Raw genomic sequence first — 23,693 nt, 5'->3', positions numbered from 1 at the left:
CGCTACGGGCGCGGGCGGCGGCAGAGGAAGCAGAACGCGGGCGGGACGTTGCGCCACACCGTCCGCGTCATGACGACCTCGTCGAAGGTCTCCTGCAGGGTCGCCTTGAACCGGCGGGCCGAGGGCATCGGCATGGTGTGCGAGTACGCGAACGTGGCGAACGCCCCGGTCTCCCCGATCACGTCGACGACCTGGCCGAGGATCTCGCGCTGGGAGGCCCGGTCGAACAGCGACCAGGGCAGCCCGGAGATGACCGCGTCGACACCCGCGATACCGCGCTCGTCCAGGAGCTCGCCCAGCTTGCGGGCGTCACCGTTGATGACCTCGACGCCCGGGTGCCGCCCCGTGAGGTAGCGGGCCATGCCCGGGTCGAGCTCGACGGCGAGGTGCCGGCCGCCGGGCGCGAGCCGGCGGGAGACCTCGGAGGTCACCGCGCCGGTGCCCGGGCCGAGCTCCACGACGACCGGCGCTCCGTGACCGGGCGCGATCCGGGCGAGCTTCTCCGACAGCCGCTGCGAGCTCGGCCAGACGGCACCGACCCGGGCGGGGTTGCGCACCCACGCTCCGAGGAACTCGCGCCAGCCGCTGGCGTCGTCGCGGGCACCGTCGTGTCCCGGGGCGGGCTCGGAACTCACGTGCAACCTCCTGGGGGGATCGCCGGACACGCTACGTCCCGGGACCGTGGCCGGTCGGACCGGCCCGTGCCTACCGGACGCGGTGGTACCGCAGGTGTATCCCGGATGACGGTCGTGACACCTCGCCGGTGCGACGCGGTGACCGGCCGGGCGTCGTGGGGCCGCGTCACGGCTGCGGGACGGCGGCGAGCTCGGCCCGCAGCAGGTCGAGCAGCCCGTCGCGGGTGCCGTCGCGCTCGAACCCCGCCGCGGCCGCGTGCCCGCCCCCGCCGAGCGCCGTCGCGACCCGGGACAGGTCCGGGCGTCCGGTGCCGCGCAGGGACACCGACCACGATCCGGGGGCGACCTCGGTCAGCAGCGCCGCGACACCGTCGTCGGCGGTGGCCAGCAGCTGCCCGACCAGGGTGACCGTCTGGTCCCGGAACCGGGTCGCCGTCGCGGCGTCCACGACCGCCCAGACCAGGGGCTCGCCACCGGCCCCGGCGGGCTCCCGCCGGGCCCCGGCCAGGACGGTCGCCTGCGCCGCCAGCCAGGCGAACGGACGGGTCCCGGTGATCTCGCGCATCAGCTCGCGCGGCTCCGCCCCGGCGTCGACGAGTTCGGCGCCCAGCCGCAGCGCGTCCGACCCGCCCCAGCGGAACCCGCCGGTGTCGGTGTAGAGGCCCGCGAACAACGCCCGGGCCAGTACGGGGTCCAGTGTGGTCCCCAGCTCGGCGAGGACCTCGCGGACCAGCAGCACGGTGGCCGGGGCGCCCGGATCGACCAGGTGGTGGGTCGCGAACGGCACGAACGACGCGTGGTGGTCGATCGCGAGCGACGACCGCGCCGTCCCGAGCCGCCCCGCCAGGTCACCGAGCCGGGCGGCCGACGAGATGTCGCAGCAGACCAGCAGGTCCGGCGCCGCGGGCGCGTCCTGCGAGGCGACGACGACGCCGCCGGGGTCGAGCGCGAGCAGCGCCTCCGGCACCGGCTCGGGCCCGCCGAACGACACCACCGCGGGCACGCCCGAGCGGCGCAGCGCCGTGGCGAGCGCGATCGCGCTGCCCGCGGCGTCGGCGTCGGGCCGGACGTGGCCGACGACGAGGACCTCGCCACGGGCCTGCCGCAGCAGCGCCGCGGCCCCGGCCGGATCGACCGGTCCGGGGCCGGGCAGCGGCGGCGCGGACGTCGCCCTCACTCCGCCTCGGTCTCCCGCGGGGCCTTGTACGGGTCCGCGTCGCCCGCGGGCGACGCGGAGGCCGCCAGCCGTGCGACCTCGGCGTCCGAGGCGCGGGTCTGGGCCAGCAGCTCCTCCATCCGGCGCGCCTCGTCCGGGACCTGGTCGAAGACGAAGGCGAGGCTCGGGGTGTGCCGGACACCGGTCTGCTGACCGACCCGGCTGCGGAGCACACCGGCGGCGCTCTGCAGCGCGGCGGCGGCACCGGCGGTGTCGGGTGCCTCCTCCAGGGAGGCCCCCATCACCGTGTAGTAGACGGTGGCTTCCCACAGGTCACCGGTCACCCGGGTGTCGGTGATCGTCACCATGGACAACCGCGGGTCCTTGACCTCGTGCTCCAACGCCTCCGCGACGATCTGCGAGATCCGCTTGGCGAGCTTGCGTGCGCGGGCCTGGTCGACCATGTCGTGCTCCTTCCACCGGTCGTGCGGGGCCGAGTCTAGGCAAGGCCGGCCCGGTCCCGCCGCGGGTTCTCAGTCGTCGTCCTCCGGGCCGAACAGGCGGGTCCGGGCGGACAGCAGTTCCATCTCGGGCCGGCGGCGACCAGCCGCTCGCACCGCTCCAGCAGCGCCGTGACCTGTCCGGCGTCGGCGGCCACGCAGCTCACACCGATCAGCGCGCGCCGGTACAGGTCCTGGTGGCCGGCCTCGGCCGCCGCCACCTCGAACCGGCGCAGCTCGGCCAGCAGCGGCCGCACCGCCGACCGCTTCTGTTTCAGCGACCGGACGTCGCCGAGCAGGACGTCGCACTCCAGTGCACCGACGAACATGCCCACCTCCGGGCGAGACGCCGACGGGGCGGCCGGTTCGCACCGGCCGCCCCGTCGGACGAGTACCTCGGTTCCGCTGCTTCCGTCCCTCGATCTCAGGGACTCAGTCGCGCGGCTTCTCCCGCATCTCGAACGTCTCGATGACGTCGTCGACCTTGATGTCGGAGTAGCTGCCCAGCGTCAGACCGCACTCGAAGCCCTCGCGGACCTCGACCACGTCGTCCTTGTACCGGCGCAGCGACGACACCGGGAGGTTCTCGTGGATCACCTTCGAGTCGCGCAGCAGGCGCGCCCTGGCGTTCCGGCGGATCTCCCCACCCATCACGAGGCAACCGGCGATCGTGCCGAACTTCGAGGACTTGAAGACCTCGCGGACCTCCGCGCGGCCCAGCTCGACCTCCTCGTACTCCGGCTTGAGCATGCCCTTCAGGGCCTGCTCAATCTCCTCGATCGCCTGGTAGATCACCGAGTAGTAGCGGATCTCCACGCCCTCGCGGTTGGCCAGCTCGGTGGCCTTGCCCTCGGCACGGACGTTGAAGCCCATGACGATGACGTTGTCCGCGATGGCGAGGTTGATGTCGCCCTCGGTGATGCCACCGACGCCGCGGTGGATGACGCGCAGATCGATGTCGTCCCCCACGTCCAGCTTCATCAGGGCCTCCTCGAGCGCCTCCACGGTGCCCGAGTTGTCACCCTTGATGATCAGGTTGAGGGTGTTCGTCTCCTTGAGCGCGGCGTCCAGGTCCTCCAGGCTGACGCGCTTGCGACGGCTCGCCAGCTCGGCGTTGCGCTCGCGGGCGCGCCGCCGGTCGGCGATCTGCCGGGCCACCCGGTCCTCGTCGACGACGAGGAACGTGTCGCCGGCACCCGGGACCGAGGTCAGGCCGATGACCTGCACCGGACGCGACGGGAGCGCCTCGGTGACGTCGGCACCGTGCTCGTCGATCATCCGCCGGACGCGCCCGGAGGCGTCGCCCGCGACGACCGAGTCGCCGACCTTCAGCGTGCCGCGCTGGACCAGCACCGTGGCCACCGGGCCACGGCCGCGGTCCAGGTGCCCCTCGATGGTGACGCCCTGGGCGTCCATGTCGGGGTTGGCCCGCAGGTCGAGCGCCGCGTCCGCGGTCAGCAGGATCGCCTCGAGCAGCGACTCGATGTTGGTGCCCTGCTTGGCGGAGATGTCGACGAACATGGTGTCGCCGCCGAACTCCTCGGCCACCAGGTTGTACTCGGTGAGCTGCTGCCGGATCTTCTGCGGGTTCGCACCCTCGACGTCGATCTTGTTGACCGCGACCACGATCGGCAGGTCCGCCGCCTGGGCGTGGTTGATCGACTCGACGGTCTGCGGCATCACGCCGTCGTCCGCCGCCACCACGATCACCGCGATGTCGGTGGACTTCGCACCGCGGGCACGCATGGCGGTGAACGCCTCGTGACCCGGGGTGTCGATGAACGTGATGAGCCGCTCCTCACCCTCCAGCTCGGCCGGCACCTGGTACGCGCCGATGTGCTGGGTGATGCCGCCGGCCTCGCCCTCGCGGACGTTGGCCTTGCGGACCGTGTCCAGCAGGCGCGTCTTGCCGTGGTCGACGTGACCCATGACGGTGACGACCGGCGGCCGGGCCACCAGCGCCTCCTCGTCGCCGAGGTCGCCGAACTCGATGTCGAACGACTCGAGCAGGGCGCGGTCCTCCTCCTCGGGGGACACGACCTGGACCCGGTAGTTCATCTCCTGGCCGAGCAGCTCCAGGATCTCGTCCGAGACCGACGCGGTCGCCGTGACCATCTCGCCGAGGTGGAACAACACCTGTACCAGCGAGGCCGGGTTGGCGTTGATCTTCTCCGCGAAGTCGGTCAGCGACGCGCCACGCGGCAGCCGGATCGTCTCGCCGTTGCCTTTGGGCAGGCGGACGCCGCCCACCGAGGGCGCGGCCATGGCGTCGTACTCCTGGCGCTTCTGCCGCTTCGACTTGCGGCCACGACGGGCCGGACCGCCGGGACGGCCGAACGCGCCCGCGGCACCGCCGCGGCCACGACCGCCACCACCGGGACGACCACGGAAACCGCCGGCCGGAGGCGGTCCACCGGGACCGCCGCCACCGGGACGGAAGCCGCCACCGCCGCCACCGGGACGACCGCCACCGGGGCCACCACGGCCGCCACCGGGACCGCCACGGCCACCGGGACCGGGGCGCCCACCGGCCGGACGCGCGGGCATCATGCCCGGGTTCGGCCGCGGCGGCATGCTGTTCGGGGTCGGGCGCGGACCACCGGCGCCACCGCCCGGACGGGGCGGACGCGGCGGGGCCTCACCGGAGCGGGCCGCCGGCTGCTGCGGGGCGGCGCCGCCACCCTGCTGCTGACCACCCGGCTGCTGCGCGGGCGGGCCGGGACGCGGGGCCGGCTTGGGCGAACCCTGGCCGACGCCGAACGGGTTGTTCCCGACGCGCGGCTGGCGCGGGCCCGGCTTCGGGCCACGCTGGCCGTCGCCACCGGGACGCGGGGCACCGCCGCCCTGGCCGCCGCCCTGACCCTGCTCACCCGGCTTCGGACCGGGCTTCGGCGCGGCCGGACCCGGCTTGGGACCGGGCTTCGGCGCCGCGGGACCGGGCCGCGGCGCAGCCGGCGCCGAGGCGTCGGCGGCCGGGGCCTGGGGCTGCGGGGTGGGTGCCGACGTGGCCGGACCCGGCTTCGGGGCGTCCTGACCGGCCGCCGGCTGTGCCGGGGACGGCGCACCCTGCGCGGGCGCGGGCGGCCCGGGGCGCGGACCGGGCTTCGGCGCCGGGCCCGGGCGCGACGGAGCCGCTCCCGGGGTCGGGCCGGGCTTGGGCGCGCTCGGGCGGGACGGCGACGGGGCGCCGGAACCGCCGCCACCGGCGCGCGGGCGACCGCCACCGGGCGCACCGGAACCGCGGCGCTGGCCGTTGCCACCGCCGTTGCCCCCACCGGCGGCCATCGCGTCGCGCAGCTTGCGCGCGACAGGGGCCTCCACGGTGGAGGAGGGAGACTTCACGTACTCCCCGAGGTCCTGCAGCTTGCTGAGGACCTGCTTACTGCTGAGACCGAGCTCCTTAGCGAGCTCGTGCACGCGGGCCTTGCCTGCCACTGCTCTCCTTGTCCTGACCGGAGGCCGGGCGGCAGCGACCCGCTCGACCTCGAACCTAGTGTCGAAGCACGTTCATGGTGCGATCTTCACTGCTGGCTCATGACTGGTCGACCTTGCTTTCTTCCGATGACGGGACCGGGAGGCTCCCGATCCCCAGCTGACGTCACTGCTCCTGCACCCATCGGCGGACAACGTCCACCTCAGGTCTGCTCCGGAGCCGCAACGCCCGGACGAACGCCGAGCGTCGCTCGGCCTTGTCCAGGCATCCCGTCGCGGGGTGCAGCCAGGCACCCCTCCCGGGGAGGCGGTGACGCGGATCCGGGACGAGACGTCCGTTCTCCGCGACCACCCGCAACAGTGCGCCGGCCCGTTCCCGTTTCCGGCACCCGACGCACGTCCGGATCGGAACCGACCGGGTGCGAGCGGGCGACGGTCCGCGATCGCGGGCCGTCTGTGAGTGTAGCGCAGCGGAGTCGTCCGGCATTCCCTCGCCCGGCCCACCGCGGTGATCGTCGCCCCGGCCGCCGTCGCGCTCCCCGGTCGCCGGCGGGCCACCGGCCGGTCCGGTCGCGGCTACGACGACACCTCGACCGGATCGCCGTCCGGGCCGACCGGGTCGCGGGGGTCGGCGTCGCTCCGGATGTCGATCTTCCAGCCGGTGAGCCGGGCGGCGAGCCGGGCGTTCTGGCCCTCCTTGCCGATCGCCAGCGACAACTGGAAGTCGGGCACGACGACGCGCGCGATCCGCGCCCGCTCGTCCAGCACCGTCACCGAGACCACCTTGGACGGCGAGAGCGCGTTCCCGACGAACTCACCGGGGTCCTCGGACCAGTCGATGATGTCGATCTTCTCGCCGGCCAGCTCGCCCATCACGCCGCGGACGCGCGCGCCCATCGGGCCGATGCAGGCGCCCTTGGCGTTGAGCCCCGGCCGGGCCGACCGCACGGCGATCTTGGACCGGAACCCGGCCTCCCGGGCGACCGAGACGATCTCGATCGAGCCGTCGACGAGCTCGGGCACCTCGAGCGCGAACAGCTTGCGCACCAGGTTCGGGTGCGTGCGGGACAGCGTGATCGTGGTCCCGCGCGGCCCGCGGGCGACCCCGATCACGTAGCAGCGGATGCGCTCGCCGTGCTGGTAGACCTCGCCCGGCACCTGCTCGGCCGCCGGGAGGACCGCCTCGGTGCCGCCGCCCAGCTCGACGATCACCACACCGCGGGCGTTGGCGCGGGCGTCGCGCTGCACGATGCCGGCGACGACCTCGCCCTCCTTGGTGGAGAACTCCCCGTAGGTGCGCTCGTGCTCGGCGTCGCGCAGCCGCTGCACGATCACCTGGCGGGCGGTGGTCGCCGCGATCCGGCCGAAGCCCTCGGGGGTGTCGTCGAACTCGGGGCCGGGGGTGCCGTCCTCGGCCGCGTCCGAGGCGTCGCGGGCCCGCACGCGCACGACACCGGTCTTGCGGTCGATGTCGACGCGCGCGTCGGAGTGGTGGCCCTCGGTGTGCCGGTAGGCGGTGAGCAGCGCGGTCTCGATGGCCTCCAGCACCGTCTCGAACGGGATCTCCTTGTCCCGCTCGATGGCCCGCAGTGCGGGGATGTCGACGTTCACCGGTTCTCCTCGGATCCGTTCGTGCCGCTGTTGTCGCTGGTGTCGCCGCTGCCGCCGCCCGGGTCGAGCAGGGCGGTCTCGGCGGCCGGGGCCGGCTTGAACTCGACCTGCACCTGGGCGTGCGTGACGTCGTCGTAGGCGATCTCGCGCAGCTCGGGCTGCTTCCGGCCGGGCACCGCGACCTGCACCCGGTCGTCACCGGCCCGGCCGATCCTGGCCTCCAGGTCGTCGCCGCCCGCCAGGGTGATCCGGGCCAGCCGCAGGAAGTTCCGCCGCCAGTGCCGGGGCGTGGTCAGCGGCCGGTCGATGCCGGGCGAGGTCACCTCGAGCGTGTAGGACCCCTCGATGAGGTGCTCGTGCAGGTCGAGCTCGGCCGCGGCGGTCCGGCTGAGCCGGGCGATGTCGTCCAGGTCGATGCCGGTGGCGGTCGAGGCCTCCGGCAGGTCGACGACGAGCTTCACCGCGTGCCGCCGGCCGGCGGTGCGGACCTCCACGGCGTCGATCTCCAGCCCGGCGTCGGTGACGACCGGCTCGAGCACGCCGCGCAGCTGGTCTGCCAGCTGTTCGGGGTCCGGACTGCGCATCGGGTGACTCTCCTCGTGGTCGCGTCGGTCGCCGGCCGTCACCGCCCGCCCACGCGCCCGGGCGGCGCCGCGGGGCGGCACGGCTCGGGTACGGGCCCCGTCACGGACCGCGGAGCGGTGGCCGGGACGGCGGCGGGGACGACGGCAGGGGCGGCCGACGAGCCTAGCGCGTCGGCCCGGGGATGCGGCGGCCGCCGTCCACCCGGACGGGGGCGGGCGGTCGGTGTGGGGACCCCCGTGACCGGCTGGCAGCATGACCCGGCGTGAGGGACCGGAGACCAACCGTGCCGGCACCGGGGTTCACCCGGCGGCAGGTACTCGGGACGGCGGCGGCCGCCGTGGCGTCCTGGCCGGTCCTGTCCGCCTGCTCCCCCGGCGCCGCCCGGACCGACGACACCGGCGACGCCCTGCTCGCGATGGCCGACGGCGCCCGGATGGACGCCGCGATGGTCGCCGCCGCCGTGACCGACGATCCCGCGCTGGCCGGCCGTCTGGAGCCGCTGCGGGCGGCCCGGATGGAGCACGCGACCGCGCTCGACCAGGCCGGCGGGCGCGCCCCGGGCTCGGTGCCCGCTCCCGCGACCCCGCCGGCGGCGGACCTCGCCGCCGTGCGCGACGCCGTTGCCGCCTCCGCGCGGACCGCGGGCGAGGTCGTCTCGCGGGCGTCGGCCCAGCAGGTCGGGCTGGTCGCCGAGGTGGCCGCCTGCTGCGCGACCTACGCGGCGGTGCTGCAGTGAGCCAGGAACAGGACGACTCCGCGGTCCCGCAGGTGACCGTCGACGCGTTGCAGCGGGCGCTCGCGAGCGAGCACGCGGCGCTGTGGGCCTACAAGATGTCGACGGCGTTCGTCCCGGCCGACTGGGCCACGCGGGCCCGCGCCGACATCGAGGCCCACACCACGCTGCGCGGGCAGATCACCCAGACGCTGTCCGACGTGGGGCAGCGCCCGGTGTCGGCGCAGCCCGCGTACACACCGCCGCAGCCGGTCGTCGACGCGGTGTCGGCGGGGGCGCTGCTGGTCTCCGCCGAGACCGACACGATCGCCGCCTGGCGGTCGGTGATGGAGCGCTCGACCCAGACCGCGCTGCGCGAGGCGGGACTGCGCGCGATGATCGACTGCACGGGCCGGCTCGCCTTCTGGCGCACGGTGACCGAGCGCTCCCCCGTCGTCCCGGTGTTCCCCGGCAGGGGCTGACGCCCGGCCCACGGCCCTCAGTCGCGCAACGCGGCGGCGGCCAGGTCGACGTCCTCGGGGGTGTTGGCCAGGTGGAACGCGAGCCGTGCCGCGCCGTCCCGGACCGCGGCGGTGATCCCGGCGGCGGCCAGCCGGTCGGCGGCGCCGTCGGCCCGCACGGAGACGATCGCCGACCCGGTGGGCTCCAGACCGAGCCGCTCCCGCAGGGCGTCGGCGAGCCCGGCGCAGTGGGCGCGCAGGGCCTCCGGGTCAACCGACGCCAGCCACGGCACCGTCACCGCCGACCCCGCGTGCGCGAACCAGACCGGCGACTCCTCCCCGCCGGCCGGCCCCGGGCGCGCGGGCGGGTCCGGCGTGTAGAGGCCGCCGCCCCAACGGTCCCGGGTGCCGTACCAGCCGGCGGAGTGCCGCACGACCTCCGGCCAGCGCTCCCCGCCGGGCGGCCCCGCCACCCAGGACGGCCGCTGCGCCAGCCACGCCGTCCCGCGCGGCCCGAGCAGCCACTTGTACCCCGCCCCGACGACGGCGTCCGCTCCCGCCAGGCGGAGCGGGAGCCACCCGGCGGCCTGGGTGACGTCGAGCAGCAGCCGCACGCCGTGCCGCTCGCGGACCGCGCCCAGCGCGTCGAGATCGGCGATCCGGCCGTCGGCGGACTGCACCACAGACACCGCGACGAGATCGTGGCCGGGCGCGTTCCCGGCGAGCTCGGCGAGCGGCACCTCGGTGACCCGCACCCCGCGGTGCGCCTGCAGCGCGAACGGCCGGGTGACCGACGAGAACTCGCCCGCCGCGACCAGCACCCGGGTGCCGTCCGGCACGGCCGCCGCGAGCGGGCCGATCAGCCCGGACGTGGTGGCGCCCTGGGCGACGTCGGCGACCGGGACGCCGGTGATCGTGGCGAAACCCGCGCGGGCGGCCTCCACGTCGTCGTCGAAGTCCTTCGGTGACGCCTCCGCCACCGCCCAGCGCCGCACCGTCTCGGCGACCGCTGCGGAGGCCTCCAGTGTCGGCACCCCGATGCTCGCGGTGTTCAGGTAGCCGGGACGGCGCGGGAGCTCCCGGCCGAACACCGTGATCGTCTCTCCCACGCTGCCCGAGCCTAGCCACCGACCTAGGTTGGACGGCGTGCACAGTGAGCTGATCGAGGTCCGTACCGGCTCCGAGGAGTCCGTGGTGGACCTGACGGGCCCGATCGAGGAATTCCTGTCCGGCGCCGGGGCCGGCGACGGGCTGCTGAACGTCTTCGTCCCGCACGCCACCGCCGGGATCGCCGTGATCGAGACCGGAGCGGGCAGCGACGCCGACCTCCTGGCGCAGCTGCGTCAGGTCCTCCCCGCCGACGACCGCTGGCGGCACCGGCACGGCAGCGCCGGCCACGGGCGGGACCACGTGCTGCCGGCGTTCGTGCCGCCGTCGACCACGATCCCGGTGATCGGCGGACGCCCGGCGCTGGGCACCTGGCAGTCGGTGTGCCTGGTCGACACCAACGTGGACAACCCGACGCGGTCCGTGCGGTTCTCCCTGCTGCCGAGCTGACCGCTCCCCCCGCGTTCCCCCGGGTCCTCCGCCGGGCGCCCCGGCCCGGCCGGCCGTCGTCCGGTCGGCGGGACCGCGCGGAGGGCGCCGTAGGCTGCGCCGGTGACCTCCGGGTGGACGACCTCGACCAGCCGTCCGGGCGCGGTGTCCGGGGCCCGACCGGCCCAGTCACCGCCCGGCGGCGGCCCGGGGCGCCGGTTCCGGCCGGTGCTGGCCGCCGTCGTGGTGGTGCTGCTCGTGACCGGGACCGTCGCGGCGCTGAGCGGCCCCTCGTCCGGCCCGTCCGGGCCCTCCCCCGCGGCTGCCGCACCCGCGACGTCGGAGGCGTTCGCCGTGACCCCGCCGTCGGGCTGGCCCCCCGCGCCCGCCGGGACCGCGCCGCTGGACGTCTTCGGGGTGCCCTTCGTGCGCCTCGCCGAGGTGCCGCCGTTCGCGGCCGGGGAGTGCCCACCGGGCGCCGCGCCGCGCGGGGTCGCCGCGGCGGCACTGGTCGCTGTCCCGGCCGGGACGACGGTCGAGCAGGCCGCCCAGGCGTTCGCCCGGGGCGCCGGGGAGTCCGCCTACGCGGGGTCCACGCCGCAGGTGGCGGTCGGGCCCGCCGTGCCGCGCCCGGGCGGGACCGAGCCGGGTTCGTGGGTGGAGGCGACCGTCCGGTCCGACGGCCTCGCCGCCGGGGCCGCCGGATGCCGCGCGACCGACGGCGCGGTCGGGGTGCTCGCCGTGCCCCGCACCCGGGCCCAGGACGGCTCGACCGGGGTGGCGATGCTCGTCACCGCGGCGGACGCCGGTGGCGGGCCGGGCGACCCGGTCCCCGGCACCGACCTCGCCGACCTGGCGACCTCGGCCGTCCCGCCCCCCTGACCCGCCTACGCCGGACCCGCGCCGCACCTCGACCCGGTTCGCACGGGATCGCTCGGCTCGCACGAGGTCCGACCCCGTGCGAACGACCCGACCCCGTGCGAACCCGGTGGCTCCGAGGGCCGGCGCGGGCGGGAGTGCCCGTCAGGCGCCGCGGACGACTCCCGCGACGTGGCCGGCCGCGCCGTCGCGCGGGATCTCGGTCCGCTCGCCCGTCGCACGGTCCTTGAGCTCGACCTTCCCGTCGGCCAGCCCCCGGCCGACGACGACGATCGTCGGCACCCCGACCAGCTCGGCGTCGGCGAACTTGACCCCGGGCGAGGCCTTGCGGTCGTCGAGGATCACCGACAGGCCCTCGGCCTCCAGCTCCGCGGCGAGGACCTCACCGCCCTCGAGCAGCTCGGCCGACTTCCCGGCGACGACGACGTGCACGTCGAACGGCGCCACCGAGCGCGGCCAGACGAGACCGGAGTCGTCGTGGCACTGCTCGGCGATCGCCGCGACCAGCCGCGAGACGCCGATGCCGTAGGACCCCATCGTGATCCGCACCGGCTTCGAGTCGGGGCCCAGCGCGTCGAGCGAGAACGCGTCGGCGTACTTGCGGCCGAGCTGGAAGATGTGCCCGATCTCGATGCCGCGCGCGGCCTCCAGGACCCCTTCCCCGTCGGGGCTGGGGTCACCGGCGCGCACCTCGGCGGCCTCGATCGTGCCGTCCGGGGTGAAGTCGCGGCCCGCCACGAGGTCGACGACGTGGTGGTCGGCCTTGTCGGCGCCGGTCACCCAGGCGGTGCCGGTGACGATCCGCGGGTCGACGAGGTACCGGACACCGTTCGCGGCCAGCGCCGCCGGGCCGATGTAGCCCTTGACCAGGAACGCGTTGCGGGAGAAGTCGGCCTCCTCCAGGAGCTCGACCTGGGCGGGTTCGAGGGCCGCCTCGAGCCGCTTCATGTCGACCTCGCGGTCGCCGGGCACGCCGACGCCGACCAGCTCCCAGCTGTCCGCGCCCGGCTGCCGGGTCTTGACCAGGACATTCTTCAGCGTGTCCGCCGCGGTGAAGGTCCGGTCGGTGTGCTCGTTGAGGTAGGTCACGAGCGTCTCGATGGTCGGTGTGTCCGGCGTGTGGTGGACCTGGGCCGCGGGCAGCCCGTCGAGCGGGATCGCCGGGGGCGCGGGGGTGGTGACCGCCTCGACGTTCGCCGCGTACCCGCCGGGCCCGCGGACGAACGTGTCCTCCCCCGTCTCCGACTCGGCGAGGAACTCCTCGGACGCCGAGCCGCCCATCGCCCCGGACGTGGCCGCCACGATCACGTACTTCAGCGCGAGGCGGTCGAAGATCCGGATGTAGGTGTCGCGGTGCTTGCCGTAGGACTCCGAGAGCCCCTCGTCGGACAGGTCGAACGAGTACGAGTCCTTCATCAGGAACTCGCGGCCGCGCAGGATGCCGGCGCGGGGCCGCTCCTCGTCGCGGTACTTGGTCTGGATCTGGTAGAGGACGACCGGGTAGTCCTTGTACGACGAGTACTCGCCCTTCACCGCGCGCGTGAACAGCTCCTCGTGGGTGGGGCCGAGCAGGTAGTCGCCGCCCTTGCGGTCCTGGATGCGGAACAGCGCCGGGCCGTACTCGGTCCACCGGTTCGTCGCCTCGTAGGGCTCACGCGGCAGCAGCGCGGGGAACTGGATCTCCTGGCCGCCCATGGCGTCCATCTCCTCGCGCACCACGTTCTCGATGCGGCGGAGCACCTTCAGCCCGAGCGGCAGCCAGGAGTAGACCCCCGGGGCGACGCGACGGACGTAGCCGGCGCGGACCAGCAGCTTGTGGCTGGGCACCTCCGCGTCGGCCGGGTCCTCACGCAGGGTGCGCAGGAACAGCGACGACATCCGGGTCAACACCCGGAGAAGGGTAGCGACGCCCCCCGCGGCCGCTCACCCCGGTTCCGGCGGGAACAGTGACCCACGCCATCGGCGTTGGTCCGGGTATGGGAGACGAACAGCACGACCTGCTCGGGAACGCCCGTCAGGGCGTCCTCGCGACCATCAAGCGCAGCGGGATGCCGCAGCTGTCACCGGTCACCCCGTACTACGACCGCGCCGCCGGCACCATCGGCGTCTCGATGACCGAGGGCGGGGCGAAGACGGCGAACCTGCGCCGCGACCCGCGGGCCGCCCTGTCGGTGGAGAGCGCGGACGGCCGCGCCTGGGCGACCGCCGAGGGGCCGGTCGAGCTCGCCGGACCCGACGACTCCCCGGACGGCCCGGCGGTGCAGGCACTCGTCGACTGGTACCGGGCGGCCGCGGGCGAGCACCCGGACTGGGACGACTTCCGCGCGGCCATGGTGCGCGACCGCCGGGTGCTCATGACGATGCACGTCCAGCGGGTCTACGGCGAGCGGATCGGCTGACCGGCACGGGTCAGGGCGCCGGCTCGGCCAGCAGCTCCCCGAGCATCCGCGCGACCGTCGGCGTCTCGACGAGGAACCCGTCGTGCCCGTACGGCGAGTCGATCACCTTCAGCGGGTCCGCGTTCGGGATCCCGGCGGCCAGCTCCTCCTGCTCGGCGAGCGGGTAGAGCCGGTCCGACGTGACACCGGCGACGTAGGTCCGCGCCCGGACCCGGGACAGCGCCGGCGCCGTCCCGCCACGTCCGCGACCGACGTCGTGGTGGTTCATGGCCTGGGTGAGCCGGACGTAGGACGCCGCGTCGAACCGGCGCACCAGCTTGTCCGCGTGGTGGTCCAGGTACGACTCGACGGCGTACCGGCCACCATCGAGCGGGTCCTCGCCGTCCTGCGGGTCGCGGCCGAAGCGGGTCGCCAGCTCGTACCCGGAGCGGTAGCTCAGGTGCGCGATCCGGCGGGCGATGCCCAGGCCGCGCCACGGTCCCTCGGGCAGCTGGTGGTAGTCGCCGCCGTGCCAGTGCGGGTCGGCACGGATGGCCTCGATCTGCGGGGCCGCCCAGCCGATCTGGTCCGCCGACGACGCCGCCGGCCCGGCCAGCAGGAACAGCCGCCGGACCCGGTCGGGCTCGGTCGCCGCCCACTCCAGCGACCGCATCGACCCCATCGAGCCACCGATCACGCAGGCGAACGCGTCGATGCCGAGCGCGTCGGCGAGGTGCTGCTCGGCGACCACCGAGTCCCGCACGGTGACCAGCGGGAACCGGCTCCCCCAGGTGCGTCCGTCGGGCGCGGTGGAGGCCGGCCCGGTGCTGCCCTGGCAGCCGCCGACCGCGTTCGGGGCGACGACGAACCAGTGCGCCGGGTCCAGCGGCCCGCCCGGCGTGATCAGTCCCGGCCACCAGCCCGCCGTCGGGTGTCCCGGCCCGGCGGGCCCCTCGAGGTGGGTGTCCCCGGTCAGGGCGTGCAGCACCAGCACGGCGTTCGAGCCGTCCGGCGCGAGCTCGCCCCACGTCTCGTAGGAGAGCCGCACCCCCGGCAGCTCACCACCCGCCTCCAGTTTCAGCGGGGCGGGGAGGTCGAGGAACCTGCGGCGGCCGGGGTCGTCCCCCTCCCGCCAGGCGCCGCTGGCGGGAGGGAGCGCTGTGTCGTTCACGTCCGACAGGAGATCAGATCCGGGGTTCGTTCCGACAGACTGCTCTCACGCACCCTTGGACGCGCGGAACCCGGAGTCCAGGTCGGCCTTGATGTCCTCGATCCCCTCGAGCCCCACCGACAGCCGGACCAGGCCCGGGGTGACGCCGGAGGCCAGCTGCTCCTCGGGGTTCAGCTGGCTGTGCGTCGTGGACGCCGGGTGGATCACGAGGCTGCGGACGTCACCGATGTTGGCGAGGTGGCTGTGCAGTTCGAGGGCGTTCACGAACCTCTTGCCCGCCTCGAGCCCGTCGCGCAGCTCGAACGCGACGATCGCGCCGCCACCCTTCGGCAGGTACTTCTGCTGGGCGGCGTGCCACCGCGACGACGGCAGCCCCGCGTAGTGGACCTTCTCGACCTCGTCGCGCTGCTCCAGCCACTCGGCCAGCGCCTGCGCGTTCTGGTTGTGCCGCTCCAGCCGCAGCGACAGGGTCTCGATCCCCTGCAGGATCAGGAACGCGTTCTGCGGGGAAATCGCCGGGCCGAGGTCGCGCAGCAGCTGCACGCGGGCCTTGATGATGTAGGCGATCGGGCCGACGGCGTCGGTGAACACCGCGCCGTGGTAGCTCGGGTCCGGAGTGGTCAGACCGGGGAACTTCGCGGCGTTGCCCACCCAGTCGAACGTCCCGGAGTCGACGATGATCCCGCCGACCGAGGTGCCGTGGCCGCCGAGGAACTTGGTGAGCGAGTGGACGACGATGTCGGCGCCGTGCTCGATCGGACGCACCAGGTACGGGGTCAGGACGGTGTTGTCCACGATCAGCGGCACGCCGGCGTCGTGCGCGACACCGGCCACCCCGGTGATGTCGAGGATGTTGCCCCGCGGGTTGCCCAGCGTCTCCCCGTAGAGCGCCTTGGTGTTCGGGCGGATCGCCGCGCGCCACTCGTCGAGGTCGTCGGGGTCGTCGACGAACGTGACCTCGATCCCCAGCTTCGGGAACGTGTAGTGGAACTGGTTGTACGTGCCGCCGTACAGCGACGCGCTGGAGACGATGTGGTCGCCCGCCTCGGCGATGTTCTGGATCGCGAGCGCCTGGGCGGCCTGCCCGGACGCGACGGCCAGCGCCGCGGCCCCGCCCTCCAGGGCGGCGACGCGCTGCTCCAGGACGTCCTGGGTCGGGTTCATGATCCGCGTGTAGATGTTGCCGAACTCGGCGAGTCCGAACAGGTTCGCGGCGTGGTCGGTGTCCCGGAAGACGTACGACGTCGTCTGGTAGATCGGCGTCGCGCGCGCACCGGTCGTCGGGTCCGGTGCGGCACCGGCGTGGACCTGCTTGGTCTCGAAGGACCAGCCTGCGGTCGGGTCGGGCTCGGTCATGAGGATCTCCTCGGAGAGGTTCGGCCGGGTCGACGCGGTCGAGGCGAGCGGATCGCTCGGGGACGCTGCCGGACGTCGGCGGGCTGTCGTGGGGGCGCGGGCGGCCGCAGGCGAGCGGGGGCCGGGCCCGGGCGCGGGATCAGCGCGGGATCAGCGACGAGGGCGACAGGTCGCGCTCGTGATCCGCATGAAGTCGACGTGCAGTCGCGCCACGAGGCAGGTCACCCGGCCGAACCTAGTCGCGTCGCAGGGGTCGCACAACGCCCGGTCGGGGCGTACCCGACGGGCGCGCCTCCCGGTCCGTCCGGGCCGCGAACTAGGCTGCTCCGCCGTGCTCGTGCTGCTGCCGCCCTCGGAGACCAAACGCGACGGCGGGGACGGCGCGCCGCTCGATCTCGCTGCGCTCTCCCACGACGCCGACCTCGGCGCCGTCCGCAAGGAACTGGTGGGTGAGCTCGTCGCGCTCACCGCCGACCCTCCGGCGGCCCTGCAAGCGCTGGGCCTGTCCGCGGGTCAGGCCGCGGAGGTCGACCGGGACGCCGCGTTGGCCACGTCGCCGACGATGCCCGCGCTGGACCGCTACACCGGCGTCCTCTACGACGCCCTCGACTCCGGCTCCTTCACCCGCGCCGTCCGGGACCGGGCCCGGTCCCGGCTGGCGGTCTGCTCGGCCCTGTTCGGGCTGCTCGGGGCCGACGACCCGATCCCCGCCTACCGGCTCTCGGCCTCGGCGAAGCTGCCCGGCTCGGGCACCCTCGCGGCACGGTGGCGACCAGTGCTCGACCCGCTGCTGGCCCGGATCGCCGGCGGCGAGCTCGTCGTCGACCTGCGGTCCGGCGGCTACGCCGCGCTGGGCGCGGTCCCCGGCGCGGTGACGGTGAACGTCCTCGCCGTCCGTCCCGACGGCAGCCGCTCGGTGGTCAGCCACCACAACAAGTCGCACAAGGGCGGGCTGGCCCGGCTGCTGGCGACCTCGCGGGCCGAGCCGTCCGATGCCGGGGCGGTCGCCCGGATCGCGCGGCGCGCCGGGCACGCGGTGGAGCGGACCGGGAACCACCTCGACCTGGTGATCCCCGCCTGACCGGCGGTCCCACGATCGGGACCCGACCGGGCATACCGGACACAGCACGCGATCCGGCAGGATCTTCCACATGGTCGAGCAGCTCAACGCCGTCGTGGACACCCTGCACCCGGTCCTGCAGGTCCTCGCCGTGGTGGCCATCGGGATCGTGCCGTTCCTGGAGTCCTACGTCGGCGCTGGCGTCGGGGCCCTCGCCGGGATGCCGGTCGTGCTCGCCGTCACCGCCGCCGTGGTCGGGAACCTGCTCGCGCTGGCCGTCGCGGTCTGGCTGGGCGACCGCGCCCGGCGCGGCCTCACCCGGGGCGGGGAGAAGCCGCAGAGCGAGCGGCGCCGGAAGCTGATCGCCCGGGTCGACCGGTACGGCGTGCCGGTCGCCTCGCTGCTCGCGCCGACCCTGATGGCGATCTCGCTGACCGCCTTCGCCATGGTCGCGGCCGGGCTGGACCGCAGGCAGGTCGTGGTGTGGCAGACCGTGACCGTCGTCGTCTGGGGCGTGCTGTTCGGCGCGCTCGGGCTCGGGGCGCTGAGCGCGCTGGGGTGAACCCGGCGGGCCCGGGGTCTCGGGGGTCTCGCTGCTGCGGAGTGCCCGACCGGTTCGGTCGGCCGGTCGACCTGTCGTTCGCCTGGTCGGTGGCTCGGCGGACCTGTGGGCCGGCGGACCTGTGGGTCGGCGGGGTCGGCAGGGTCGGCGGACCAGGCGCGATAACCGGTGGCGCCCGGGGGCAGCGCCCGGCAGTCTGCTCGTCGCCGGAGGGACCGGTGCGCGGGACGACCGCGCCGAGGGAGCGGGGAGGTGCGTACCGATGGCCGTCACGCCTGTCCGGGTGCGCGCTGCGCGCCCGTCCCGCCCGTCCCCGCCCCGCGGCTGACCCGGCGCCTCCGAGAGGCGCGTCCGGCACCGCGTGGCGCCCTGCCGCCCTCCGGAGCCCACCGTGCACTCCTCGCACTCCTCGCATTCCTCACGACCGTCCGAACCCGTCCGCCGCCGTCGCCGCCGATTCGACGACGAGGACACCCCCGGCCGTACCGCGGCCGTCCCCTCCCGCCTGTCCGATCTCGACGGTCGAGCCGGGTCCGACCCGGACGCCCCGCCCGAGGGCGACCGCTGGAGCACCTGGCCGTCGGTGCCCGCCGGATCGCGCGGGCCGCGCCCGTGGCCGTCCTGGATGGTCACCGCGACCGGTGCCGTCGACCGCGAGCGCGGCGTGCTCAAGACCGGCAAGGAGGCCGACGTCCACCTGGTAGAGCGCGGCCTGCCCGGCCGTCCGGGAGTGCTGCTGGCCGCCAAGCGGTACCGCGACGCCGCACACCGCCTGTTCCACCGCGACGAGGGCTACCTCGAGGGACGCCGCGTCCGGAGGTCCCGGGAGAACCGGGCGATGGCCCGGCGCACGTCCGTCGGCCGCGACATGATCGCGACCCGGTGGGCGGAGGCGGAGTTCGCCGCGCTGGCCCGGCTGCACGACGCCGGCGCACCCGTCCCCTACCCGGTGTCGGTCGCGGGCACCGAGGTGCTGATGGAGTTCCTCGGCACCCCCGACGGCACCGCGGCGCCCCGGCTGGCCGCGTCCCGCCCGGGGCCCGACGAGCGGGACGCCCTCTGGTCAGGCCTGGCCGGCGCGCTCGGGACCCTGGCCGGCCTCGGGTACGCCCACGGCGACCTGTCCGCCTACAACGTCCTGGTCCACGACGGCCGGCCGGTGCTGATCGACCTGCCGCAGGTGGTGGACGTCGTCGGGAACCCGCGGGGGCCGGAGTTCCTGGAGCGCGACGTCCGGCGGATCGGTGAGTGGTTCGTCGCCCGCGGGCTCGACCCGGACGCCCCGGACTCGCTCCTGGCCGACCTGTGCAGCCGTCTGTACTGACGGCCCGGGCCCGCCCACCGGGCAGGGCACCCACGTGCCCTGCCCGGCTCGCCCCACAGGGCCCGCCCACGCCCTGCCCGACTCGCTCCGTGGGCTCGCCCCCGCCCTGCGTCCGCCCCCGGCGCCGCAGCCGTCCAGGCCCGGGCACCGCCGCACAGGCTCAGGCACCGCCGCACGGGCTCAGAGTCACCCGCACAGGTCGTAACCCGTGCGGACACCCGGAACCTGTGCGGCTCAGCCTCGGGCGCGGGGTGGGCGCGGGTTGGGGCTCGCGGCCGGGACCGGGCCGCTCCATGGCCCCGACGACGCGCAGACGCCCCGCCGGCTCGCACCAGCTGCGCCGGCTCGCCCGGTAACCGCGCAGGCACCGGCCCAGCCGCACAGGCACCGCCCCAGCCGCACAGATACCGGTCCGGCCGCACAGATACCGCCTGAACCGCGCAGGATCCGGGCCCACCGCACACGGTGCAACCCGTGCGAACACCCGAAACCTGTGCGGGTGTGCCGAGGGGGAGGGCGGGGTGGATGGGGGGCGGGCGTAAGATCGGTGGACGAGCGTCCGGCGTCCGAGCTACCGGGCCGAGCCTTCCCATCACGGAGCGCGCGCCGCGACGACGCCGAGCCGCGCCCGGGCCCGTCGGCCGAGCACCCGCCATCGCAGAGGTCTCCGCAGGACGTGCCACGTCACGCGAGGAGACCTGTTGTCCAGGCCCCAGTTCCGTCCGCCGTCGCCCGACGCCCCCGAGCGGCGTCCGCGCCGCCGCGCCACCCGCCCGTCGGCGGCGCCCGGTGAGTCGGTCCCCCGCCGCGGCGACGAGCCCCGCGCGGCCCGCCGCGCGAGCGGTTCCCCCGACCGCGGCCCCCGCCACGGCACCGAGCACCGCCCCGGCGGTCCCGGGCACGACGCCGGCGACCGTCCCGGCGGCGCCTCCGGCAACCGTCGCACCGAGCGCGACGGGGGCGGTCGCGGTCGCGGCGGCCGTCGTCGCACCGGCGGTCAGCAGCAGTCCGGCCGCCCGGCCGGTCCCGCGTCCGGGGGCGGCCGCGCCGGTGGGCAGCGGCAGCGCTCCGCCGACGCCGAGGTCGTCCAGTGGACACCGCCGGCGACGGGCATGCCGTCCTTCGCCGAGCTCGGGCTGCCCGAGGCCCTGGTGAAGTCGCTCGCCGCGCAGGGATTCACCGCCCCGTTCCCGGTGCAGGCCGCCACCCTTCCGGACACCCTGGCCGGGCGTGATCTGCTCGGCCGCGGGCAGACGGGCTCCGGCAAGACCCTGGCCTTCGGGCTCGCGCTGCTCGCCCGGATCGCCGGTGACCGCGCCCGGTCGACCGCACCGCTGGGCCTGGTCCTGGTGCCGACGCGGGAGCTCGCCGGCCAGGTCGTCGACGTGCTGACCCCGCTGGCCGCAGCGGTGAACCTGCGGGTCACCGCCGTCGTCGGTGGTCTGGCGATGAACAAGCAGGTGGCCGAGCTGCGCCGCGGCATCGACCTGCTCGTCGCGACCCCCGGCCGGCTCACCGACCACCTCCAGCAGGGCACCTGCGACCTCTCCGAGGTCACGATCACCGCGCTCGACGAGGCCGACCGGATGGCGGACATGGGCTTCCTGCCGCAGGTCCGCGGGATCCTCGACCGCACCCCGTCCGACGGCCAGCGGCTGCTGTTCTCCGCCACCCTCGACGGCGAGGTCGACACCCTCGTCCGGCGCCACCTCACCGATCCGGTCACGCGCTCGGTCGCGCCGCCGACGGCGAGCGTCGACACGATGGAGCACCACGTGCTCGTCGTCGGCAAGGACGACCGCTCCCGGGTGATCGCCGAGATCGCCGCCCGCGAGGGCCGGACGATCATGTTCGTGCGCACCAAGCACGGCGCCGACCGGATGGTGCGGGTGCTGCGCCGCCAGGGTGTCGCGGCCGGTCCGCTGCACGGAGGGCGCTCGCAGAACCAGCGCAACCGAGCCCTGGACGAGTTCCGCACCGGCGAGGTGCCGGTGCTGGTCGCGACCGACGTGGCCGCCCGCGGCATCCACATCGACGACGTCGGCCTGGTCGTCCACGTCGACCCGCCGGCCGACCCGAAGGCCTATCTGCACCGCGCCGGCCGGACCGCCCGGGCCGGGGAGGAGGGCGTCGTCGTCACGCTGTCCGCGCCGGAGCAGCGCGCCGAGGTGGACCTGCTCACGAAGCAGGCGGGGGTGCGTCCCGAGGTCGCGACCGTGACGCCCGGCCACCCGGACCTGGTGCGTGTCACCGGGGCGCGGGAGCCGTCCGGTGAGCCGATCGTCGTCGCCAAGCCGGCACAGCCGAAGCCGAAGCCGCGGGGCGGTCGCCCCGGCGCCGGGCGACGCCGCCGCTGACCCGTCGGCCGGACCGGCGACGCCCGGTCCGGCCGTACAGATCGTCTCCGCGCCGCGCGCGGTCCGTGGCTACCGCACGGACTCTGTGGTCGCTGCACAGCGTCGTGGCAGCCGCGCGGGTTCAGTCGCCACCGCGCAGGTTCCGTAGCCGCGGCGCAGGCTCCGTAGCCGCAAAGGCCCGTAACCCCCGCACAGGTTCCGGCGCCGCCGCGCAGGCTCCGGCGCCGCACAGGCCCGTAACCCCCGCGCAGGTTCCGGCGCCGCACAACCTCGGATCCCGCCGCACAACTTCGGATCCCCCCGCACACGTTCGGATCACGCCGCACAAGTCACAGCCTGTGCGGACGCCACAGTGCGTGTGCGAATGCACGGGACCTGCGCGGATGCGCCGCGACCTGCGCGGGTGCGCAGACGCGGAGGCTCGGGGTCAGGTGCGGCGGGCCTCGCGACGCAGCTGCAGGATCCGGCCCGTCCCCGGGACGGCGACGAGCAGGACCCCGGCGATCGCGGCGAACAGCAGCGCGACGCCGGTCGGCAGCGTCCCGGTCAGCCACAGGAAGTTGATCACGACCGGCTCGGTGTTCTGCAGGATGAACACCAGCAGGAAGATCAGCACGACCGCGGACAGGATCAGCGCCGCCCACAGACCACCGGTGCGTGTGTTGGGGATCCTCCGCCGCACGGTCGGGGTGTCGTCACCGGCCGGACCGTCACCGGCGGAACCGGCCGCACCCCCGGCGCCCCCGGCACCCCCGGCACCGTCGCCCGTCGGGACGGCGACGGTCGGCTGCTCCGAGCGCTCCACCTCGCCGGACGGGACCCGCATCGCGGGATGGGTCGCGGGATCGGCCGTGGGGTCCTCCGGACCGACCCGGCCCCAGGCCGGCGCGTCCCCGCCCCGTCGATCGTCGCTCATCCGCACTCGTCCTCCTCGTCGTCCCTGCGTCCGGCGCGGCAGGAGTATCGCGCACGACGCCGCCCGGGGTGCCGCGGCGCGCTCGGTCGTGCACGATCGGTCACCGCAGCGCCGCAGCCGTCGTCAGGAGGACCCCCGTGGACCATGCCGAAGCCGTGCGGATCTTCTTCGCCGCCGCACCCGAGGGGGTGACCGTCCCCGGGGCCGTCACGGGCGGGAGCCCCGCCCGCGCGCTGCGCGACGCACTCGAACCGCTCGCGATGCACGACGTCTGGTCGTCGCGGGTCGGTGAGGCCACCGCCGCGCACGGGCACGACTTCTTCTCGGCCTACGTCACCGGCCGTGCGGCCCCGTTCGGTGCCGACCCGCCGCCGGAGCTGGTGGCCGCCGCCTTCGCCGTGTTCGAGCCGGGGTTCGTCGGGGACACCTGGGAACGCGGGCGCGCCCTGCTCCCGATCGAGGACCTGCAGCGCCTGCGCGAGGACGCGACCGTCGAGAGCCTGCAGGAGATCCTCGGCGACGACCCCGATGTCGCCCCGGTCGCGGCGGTCCTCGAACGCGCCGTCGACGCCGTCGCCGGTGCCGGGCGGCCGCTGTTCGCCGCGCTGCGGGCACGCCCCCGCCCCGGGCATCCGGCCGGACGGCTGTGGCGGGCCGCCGACCTGGTCCGCGAGCACCGCGGCGACGGCCATGTGGCGGCGAGCGTCGCGGCCGGGCTCGACCCGGTGCGGATGGGGATCCTCGCCGAGCTGTGGGTCGGCTACCCGCTCGGCGAGTACTCCGGGACCCGGGCCTGGCCCGAGGAGTTCGCCACGGCGGGTGCACACCGCCTCGCCGACGAGGGCCTGATCACCACCGCAGCCCCGGGCGCGGAGCTCACCGACGCGGGCCGGGCCTTCCGGGACGGCGTCGAGGCCGCCACCGACACCTCCCAGGCCGATCTGCTCACCGCGCTCGGCCCGGACCTGGACCACGTCACCGCGGCGCTGAACCGCTGGTCCGACGCGTGCGTGGCGGCCGGGGCGTTCCCGCCCGACGTCCGCAAGCGCGCCGCGGGCTAGC

Annotated in this window: 22 protein-coding genes and 1 pseudogene; 10 read left to right on the top strand and 13 right to left on the bottom strand. The window is 75.3% G+C overall.

The window, feature by feature from the left end; all coding sequences use genetic code 11:
• Window positions 1-2 precede the first annotated feature (2 nt).
• From Ae150APs1_RS24660 to rimP, 8 genes and pseudogenes are all read right to left on the bottom strand, one after another.
• Window positions 3-635, bottom strand: coding sequence for a methyltransferase domain-containing protein (locus Ae150APs1_RS24660; protein WP_083680348.1), 633 nt, complete (start codon window positions 633-635; stop codon window positions 3-5).
• Between the two features lie 166 nt (window positions 636-801).
• On the bottom strand, window positions 802-1,812 hold the full coding sequence (locus tag Ae150APs1_RS24655; RefSeq protein ID WP_083680347.1) for a DHH family phosphoesterase: 1,011 nt from the start codon (window positions 1,810-1,812) through the stop codon (window positions 802-804).
• Complete coding sequence (gene rbfA / locus Ae150APs1_RS24650; RefSeq protein ID WP_075300596.1) at window positions 1,809-2,255, bottom strand: 30S ribosome-binding factor RbfA; 447 nt, start codon at window positions 2,253-2,255, stop codon at window positions 1,809-1,811. The genes Ae150APs1_RS24655 and rbfA overlap by 4 nt, the downstream gene beginning before the upstream one ends.
• Before the next feature lie 69 nt (window positions 2,256-2,324).
• A pseudogene (locus Ae150APs1_RS24645) lies at window positions 2,325-2,620 on the bottom strand (DUF503 domain-containing protein).
• A 103-nt stretch (window positions 2,621-2,723) separates the two neighbouring features.
• Window positions 2,724-5,726 carry a translation initiation factor IF-2 gene (gene infB / locus Ae150APs1_RS24640; RefSeq protein ID WP_075300594.1) on the bottom strand — a complete coding sequence of 1,001 codons (3,003 nt, stop codon included), beginning with the start codon at window positions 5,724-5,726 and terminating at the stop codon, window positions 2,724-2,726.
• A 163-nt stretch (window positions 5,727-5,889) separates the two neighbouring features.
• The gene (locus tag Ae150APs1_RS24635; protein ID WP_139317051.1) at window positions 5,890-6,210 is read right to left on the bottom strand and encodes a YlxR family protein; all 321 of its coding nucleotides are present in this window, start codon (window positions 6,208-6,210) and stop codon (window positions 5,890-5,892) included.
• An 89-nt stretch (window positions 6,211-6,299) separates the two neighbouring features.
• Window positions 6,300-7,334 carry a transcription termination factor NusA gene (gene nusA, locus Ae150APs1_RS24630; RefSeq protein ID WP_075300592.1) on the bottom strand — a complete coding sequence of 345 codons (1,035 nt, stop codon included), beginning with the start codon at window positions 7,332-7,334 and terminating at the stop codon, window positions 6,300-6,302.
• Window positions 7,331-7,918 (bottom strand): ribosome maturation factor RimP, encoded by a 588-nt coding sequence (rimP, locus tag Ae150APs1_RS24625; RefSeq protein ID WP_075300590.1) that lies wholly within the window; start codon window positions 7,916-7,918, stop codon window positions 7,331-7,333. Before rimP ends, nusA begins: the two co-directional genes overlap by 4 nt.
• A gap of 284 nt (window positions 7,919-8,202) precedes the next feature.
• On the opposite strand from rimP, the gene Ae150APs1_RS33930 reads away from it, so the two are divergent.
• Together Ae150APs1_RS33930 and Ae150APs1_RS33925 are read left to right on the top strand one after the other, a co-directional pair.
• Window positions 8,203-8,655 (top strand): hypothetical protein, encoded by a 453-nt coding sequence (locus tag Ae150APs1_RS33930; protein ID WP_075300588.1) that lies wholly within the window; start codon window positions 8,203-8,205, stop codon window positions 8,653-8,655.
• The gene (locus tag Ae150APs1_RS33925) at window positions 8,652-9,113 is read left to right on the top strand and encodes a ferritin-like domain-containing protein (RefSeq protein WP_010236978.1); all 462 of its coding nucleotides are present in this window, start codon (window positions 8,652-8,654) and stop codon (window positions 9,111-9,113) included. Before Ae150APs1_RS33930 ends, Ae150APs1_RS33925 begins: the two co-directional genes overlap by 4 nt.
• A 17-nt stretch (window positions 9,114-9,130) precedes the next feature.
• On the opposite strand, the gene Ae150APs1_RS24610 is transcribed toward Ae150APs1_RS33925, so the two are convergent.
• Window positions 9,131-10,201 (bottom strand): aminotransferase class V-fold PLP-dependent enzyme, encoded by a 1,071-nt coding sequence (locus Ae150APs1_RS24610; RefSeq protein WP_249266468.1) that lies wholly within the window; start codon window positions 10,199-10,201, stop codon window positions 9,131-9,133.
• A 37-nt stretch (window positions 10,202-10,238) separates the two neighbouring features.
• Between Ae150APs1_RS24610 and Ae150APs1_RS24605 the strand changes: the two genes are divergently transcribed.
• Window positions 10,239-10,649: a secondary thiamine-phosphate synthase enzyme YjbQ gene (locus tag Ae150APs1_RS24605; protein WP_075302548.1), complete on the top strand. Its 411-nt coding sequence runs from the start codon at window positions 10,239-10,241 to the stop codon at window positions 10,647-10,649.
• A 102-nt stretch (window positions 10,650-10,751) separates the two neighbouring features.
• The gene (locus Ae150APs1_RS24600; RefSeq protein WP_075300586.1) at window positions 10,752-11,510 is read left to right on the top strand and encodes a hypothetical protein; all 759 of its coding nucleotides are present in this window, start codon (window positions 10,752-10,754) and stop codon (window positions 11,508-11,510) included.
• Window positions 11,511-11,651: 141 nt separating this feature from the next.
• On the opposite strand, the gene Ae150APs1_RS24595 is transcribed toward Ae150APs1_RS24600, so the two are convergent.
• Window positions 11,652-13,397, bottom strand: coding sequence for a proline--tRNA ligase (locus Ae150APs1_RS24595; RefSeq protein WP_075300584.1), 1,746 nt, complete (start codon window positions 13,395-13,397; stop codon window positions 11,652-11,654).
• A gap of 86 nt (window positions 13,398-13,483) precedes the next feature.
• Between Ae150APs1_RS24595 and Ae150APs1_RS24590 the strand changes: the two genes are divergently transcribed.
• Window positions 13,484-13,906: a PPOX class F420-dependent oxidoreductase gene (locus Ae150APs1_RS24590; RefSeq protein WP_075300582.1), complete on the top strand. Its 423-nt coding sequence runs from the start codon at window positions 13,484-13,486 to the stop codon at window positions 13,904-13,906.
• 10 nt (window positions 13,907-13,916) lie between these two features.
• Here the strand turns inward: Ae150APs1_RS24590 and Ae150APs1_RS24585 are convergent, their stop codons facing one another.
• Entirely contained in the window at window positions 13,917-15,056 is a 1,140-nt protein-coding gene (locus Ae150APs1_RS24585; RefSeq protein ID WP_075300580.1) for a homoserine O-acetyltransferase, read from the bottom strand.
• Window positions 15,057-15,101: 45 nt separating this feature from the next.
• Window positions 15,102-16,412 carry a bifunctional o-acetylhomoserine/o-acetylserine sulfhydrylase gene (locus Ae150APs1_RS24580; protein WP_075300578.1) on the bottom strand — a complete coding sequence of 437 codons (1,311 nt, stop codon included), beginning with the start codon at window positions 16,410-16,412 and terminating at the stop codon, window positions 15,102-15,104.
• A gap of 331 nt (window positions 16,413-16,743) precedes the next feature.
• Between Ae150APs1_RS24580 and yaaA the strand changes: the two genes are divergently transcribed.
• The 4 genes from yaaA (at window position 16,744) to Ae150APs1_RS24560 (ending at window position 21,715) form a co-directional block, all read left to right on the top strand.
• A complete protein-coding gene (yaaA, locus tag Ae150APs1_RS24575; RefSeq protein WP_075300576.1) occupies window positions 16,744-17,493 on the top strand; it encodes a peroxide stress protein YaaA in 750 nt (249 codons plus the stop codon).
• Window positions 17,494-17,563: 70 nt separating this feature from the next.
• Window positions 17,564-18,034 (top strand): hypothetical protein, encoded by a 471-nt coding sequence (locus tag Ae150APs1_RS24570; protein WP_075300574.1) that lies wholly within the window; start codon window positions 17,564-17,566, stop codon window positions 18,032-18,034.
• Between the two features lie 391 nt (window positions 18,035-18,425).
• Entirely contained in the window at window positions 18,426-19,358 is a 933-nt protein-coding gene (locus Ae150APs1_RS24565) for an RIO1 family regulatory kinase/ATPase (protein ID WP_075300572.1), read from the top strand.
• Window positions 19,359-20,470: 1,112 nt separating this feature from the next.
• Complete coding sequence (locus Ae150APs1_RS24560; RefSeq protein WP_075302546.1) at window positions 20,471-21,715, top strand: DEAD/DEAH box helicase; 1,245 nt, start codon at window positions 20,471-20,473, stop codon at window positions 21,713-21,715.
• Window positions 21,716-22,142: 427 nt separating this feature from the next.
• Here the strand turns inward: Ae150APs1_RS24560 and Ae150APs1_RS33920 are convergent, their stop codons facing one another.
• Window positions 22,143-22,631, bottom strand: coding sequence for a lipopolysaccharide assembly protein LapA domain-containing protein (locus Ae150APs1_RS33920; protein ID WP_249266467.1), 489 nt, complete (start codon window positions 22,629-22,631; stop codon window positions 22,143-22,145).
• 137 nt (window positions 22,632-22,768) lie between these two features.
• Between Ae150APs1_RS33920 and Ae150APs1_RS24550 the strand changes: the two genes are divergently transcribed.
• Complete coding sequence (locus tag Ae150APs1_RS24550; RefSeq protein WP_139317050.1) at window positions 22,769-23,692, top strand: hypothetical protein; 924 nt, start codon at window positions 22,769-22,771, stop codon at window positions 23,690-23,692.
• The last annotated feature ends 1 nt before the right edge of the window (window position 23,693 follow it).

Origin of the sequence: Pseudonocardia sp. Ae150A_Ps1, from assembly GCF_001932315.1 — a bacterium.
Lineage (GTDB): Bacteria > Actinomycetota > Actinomycetes > Mycobacteriales > Pseudonocardiaceae > Pseudonocardia.
This window is presented reverse-complemented; position numbering and strand designations above follow the sequence as displayed.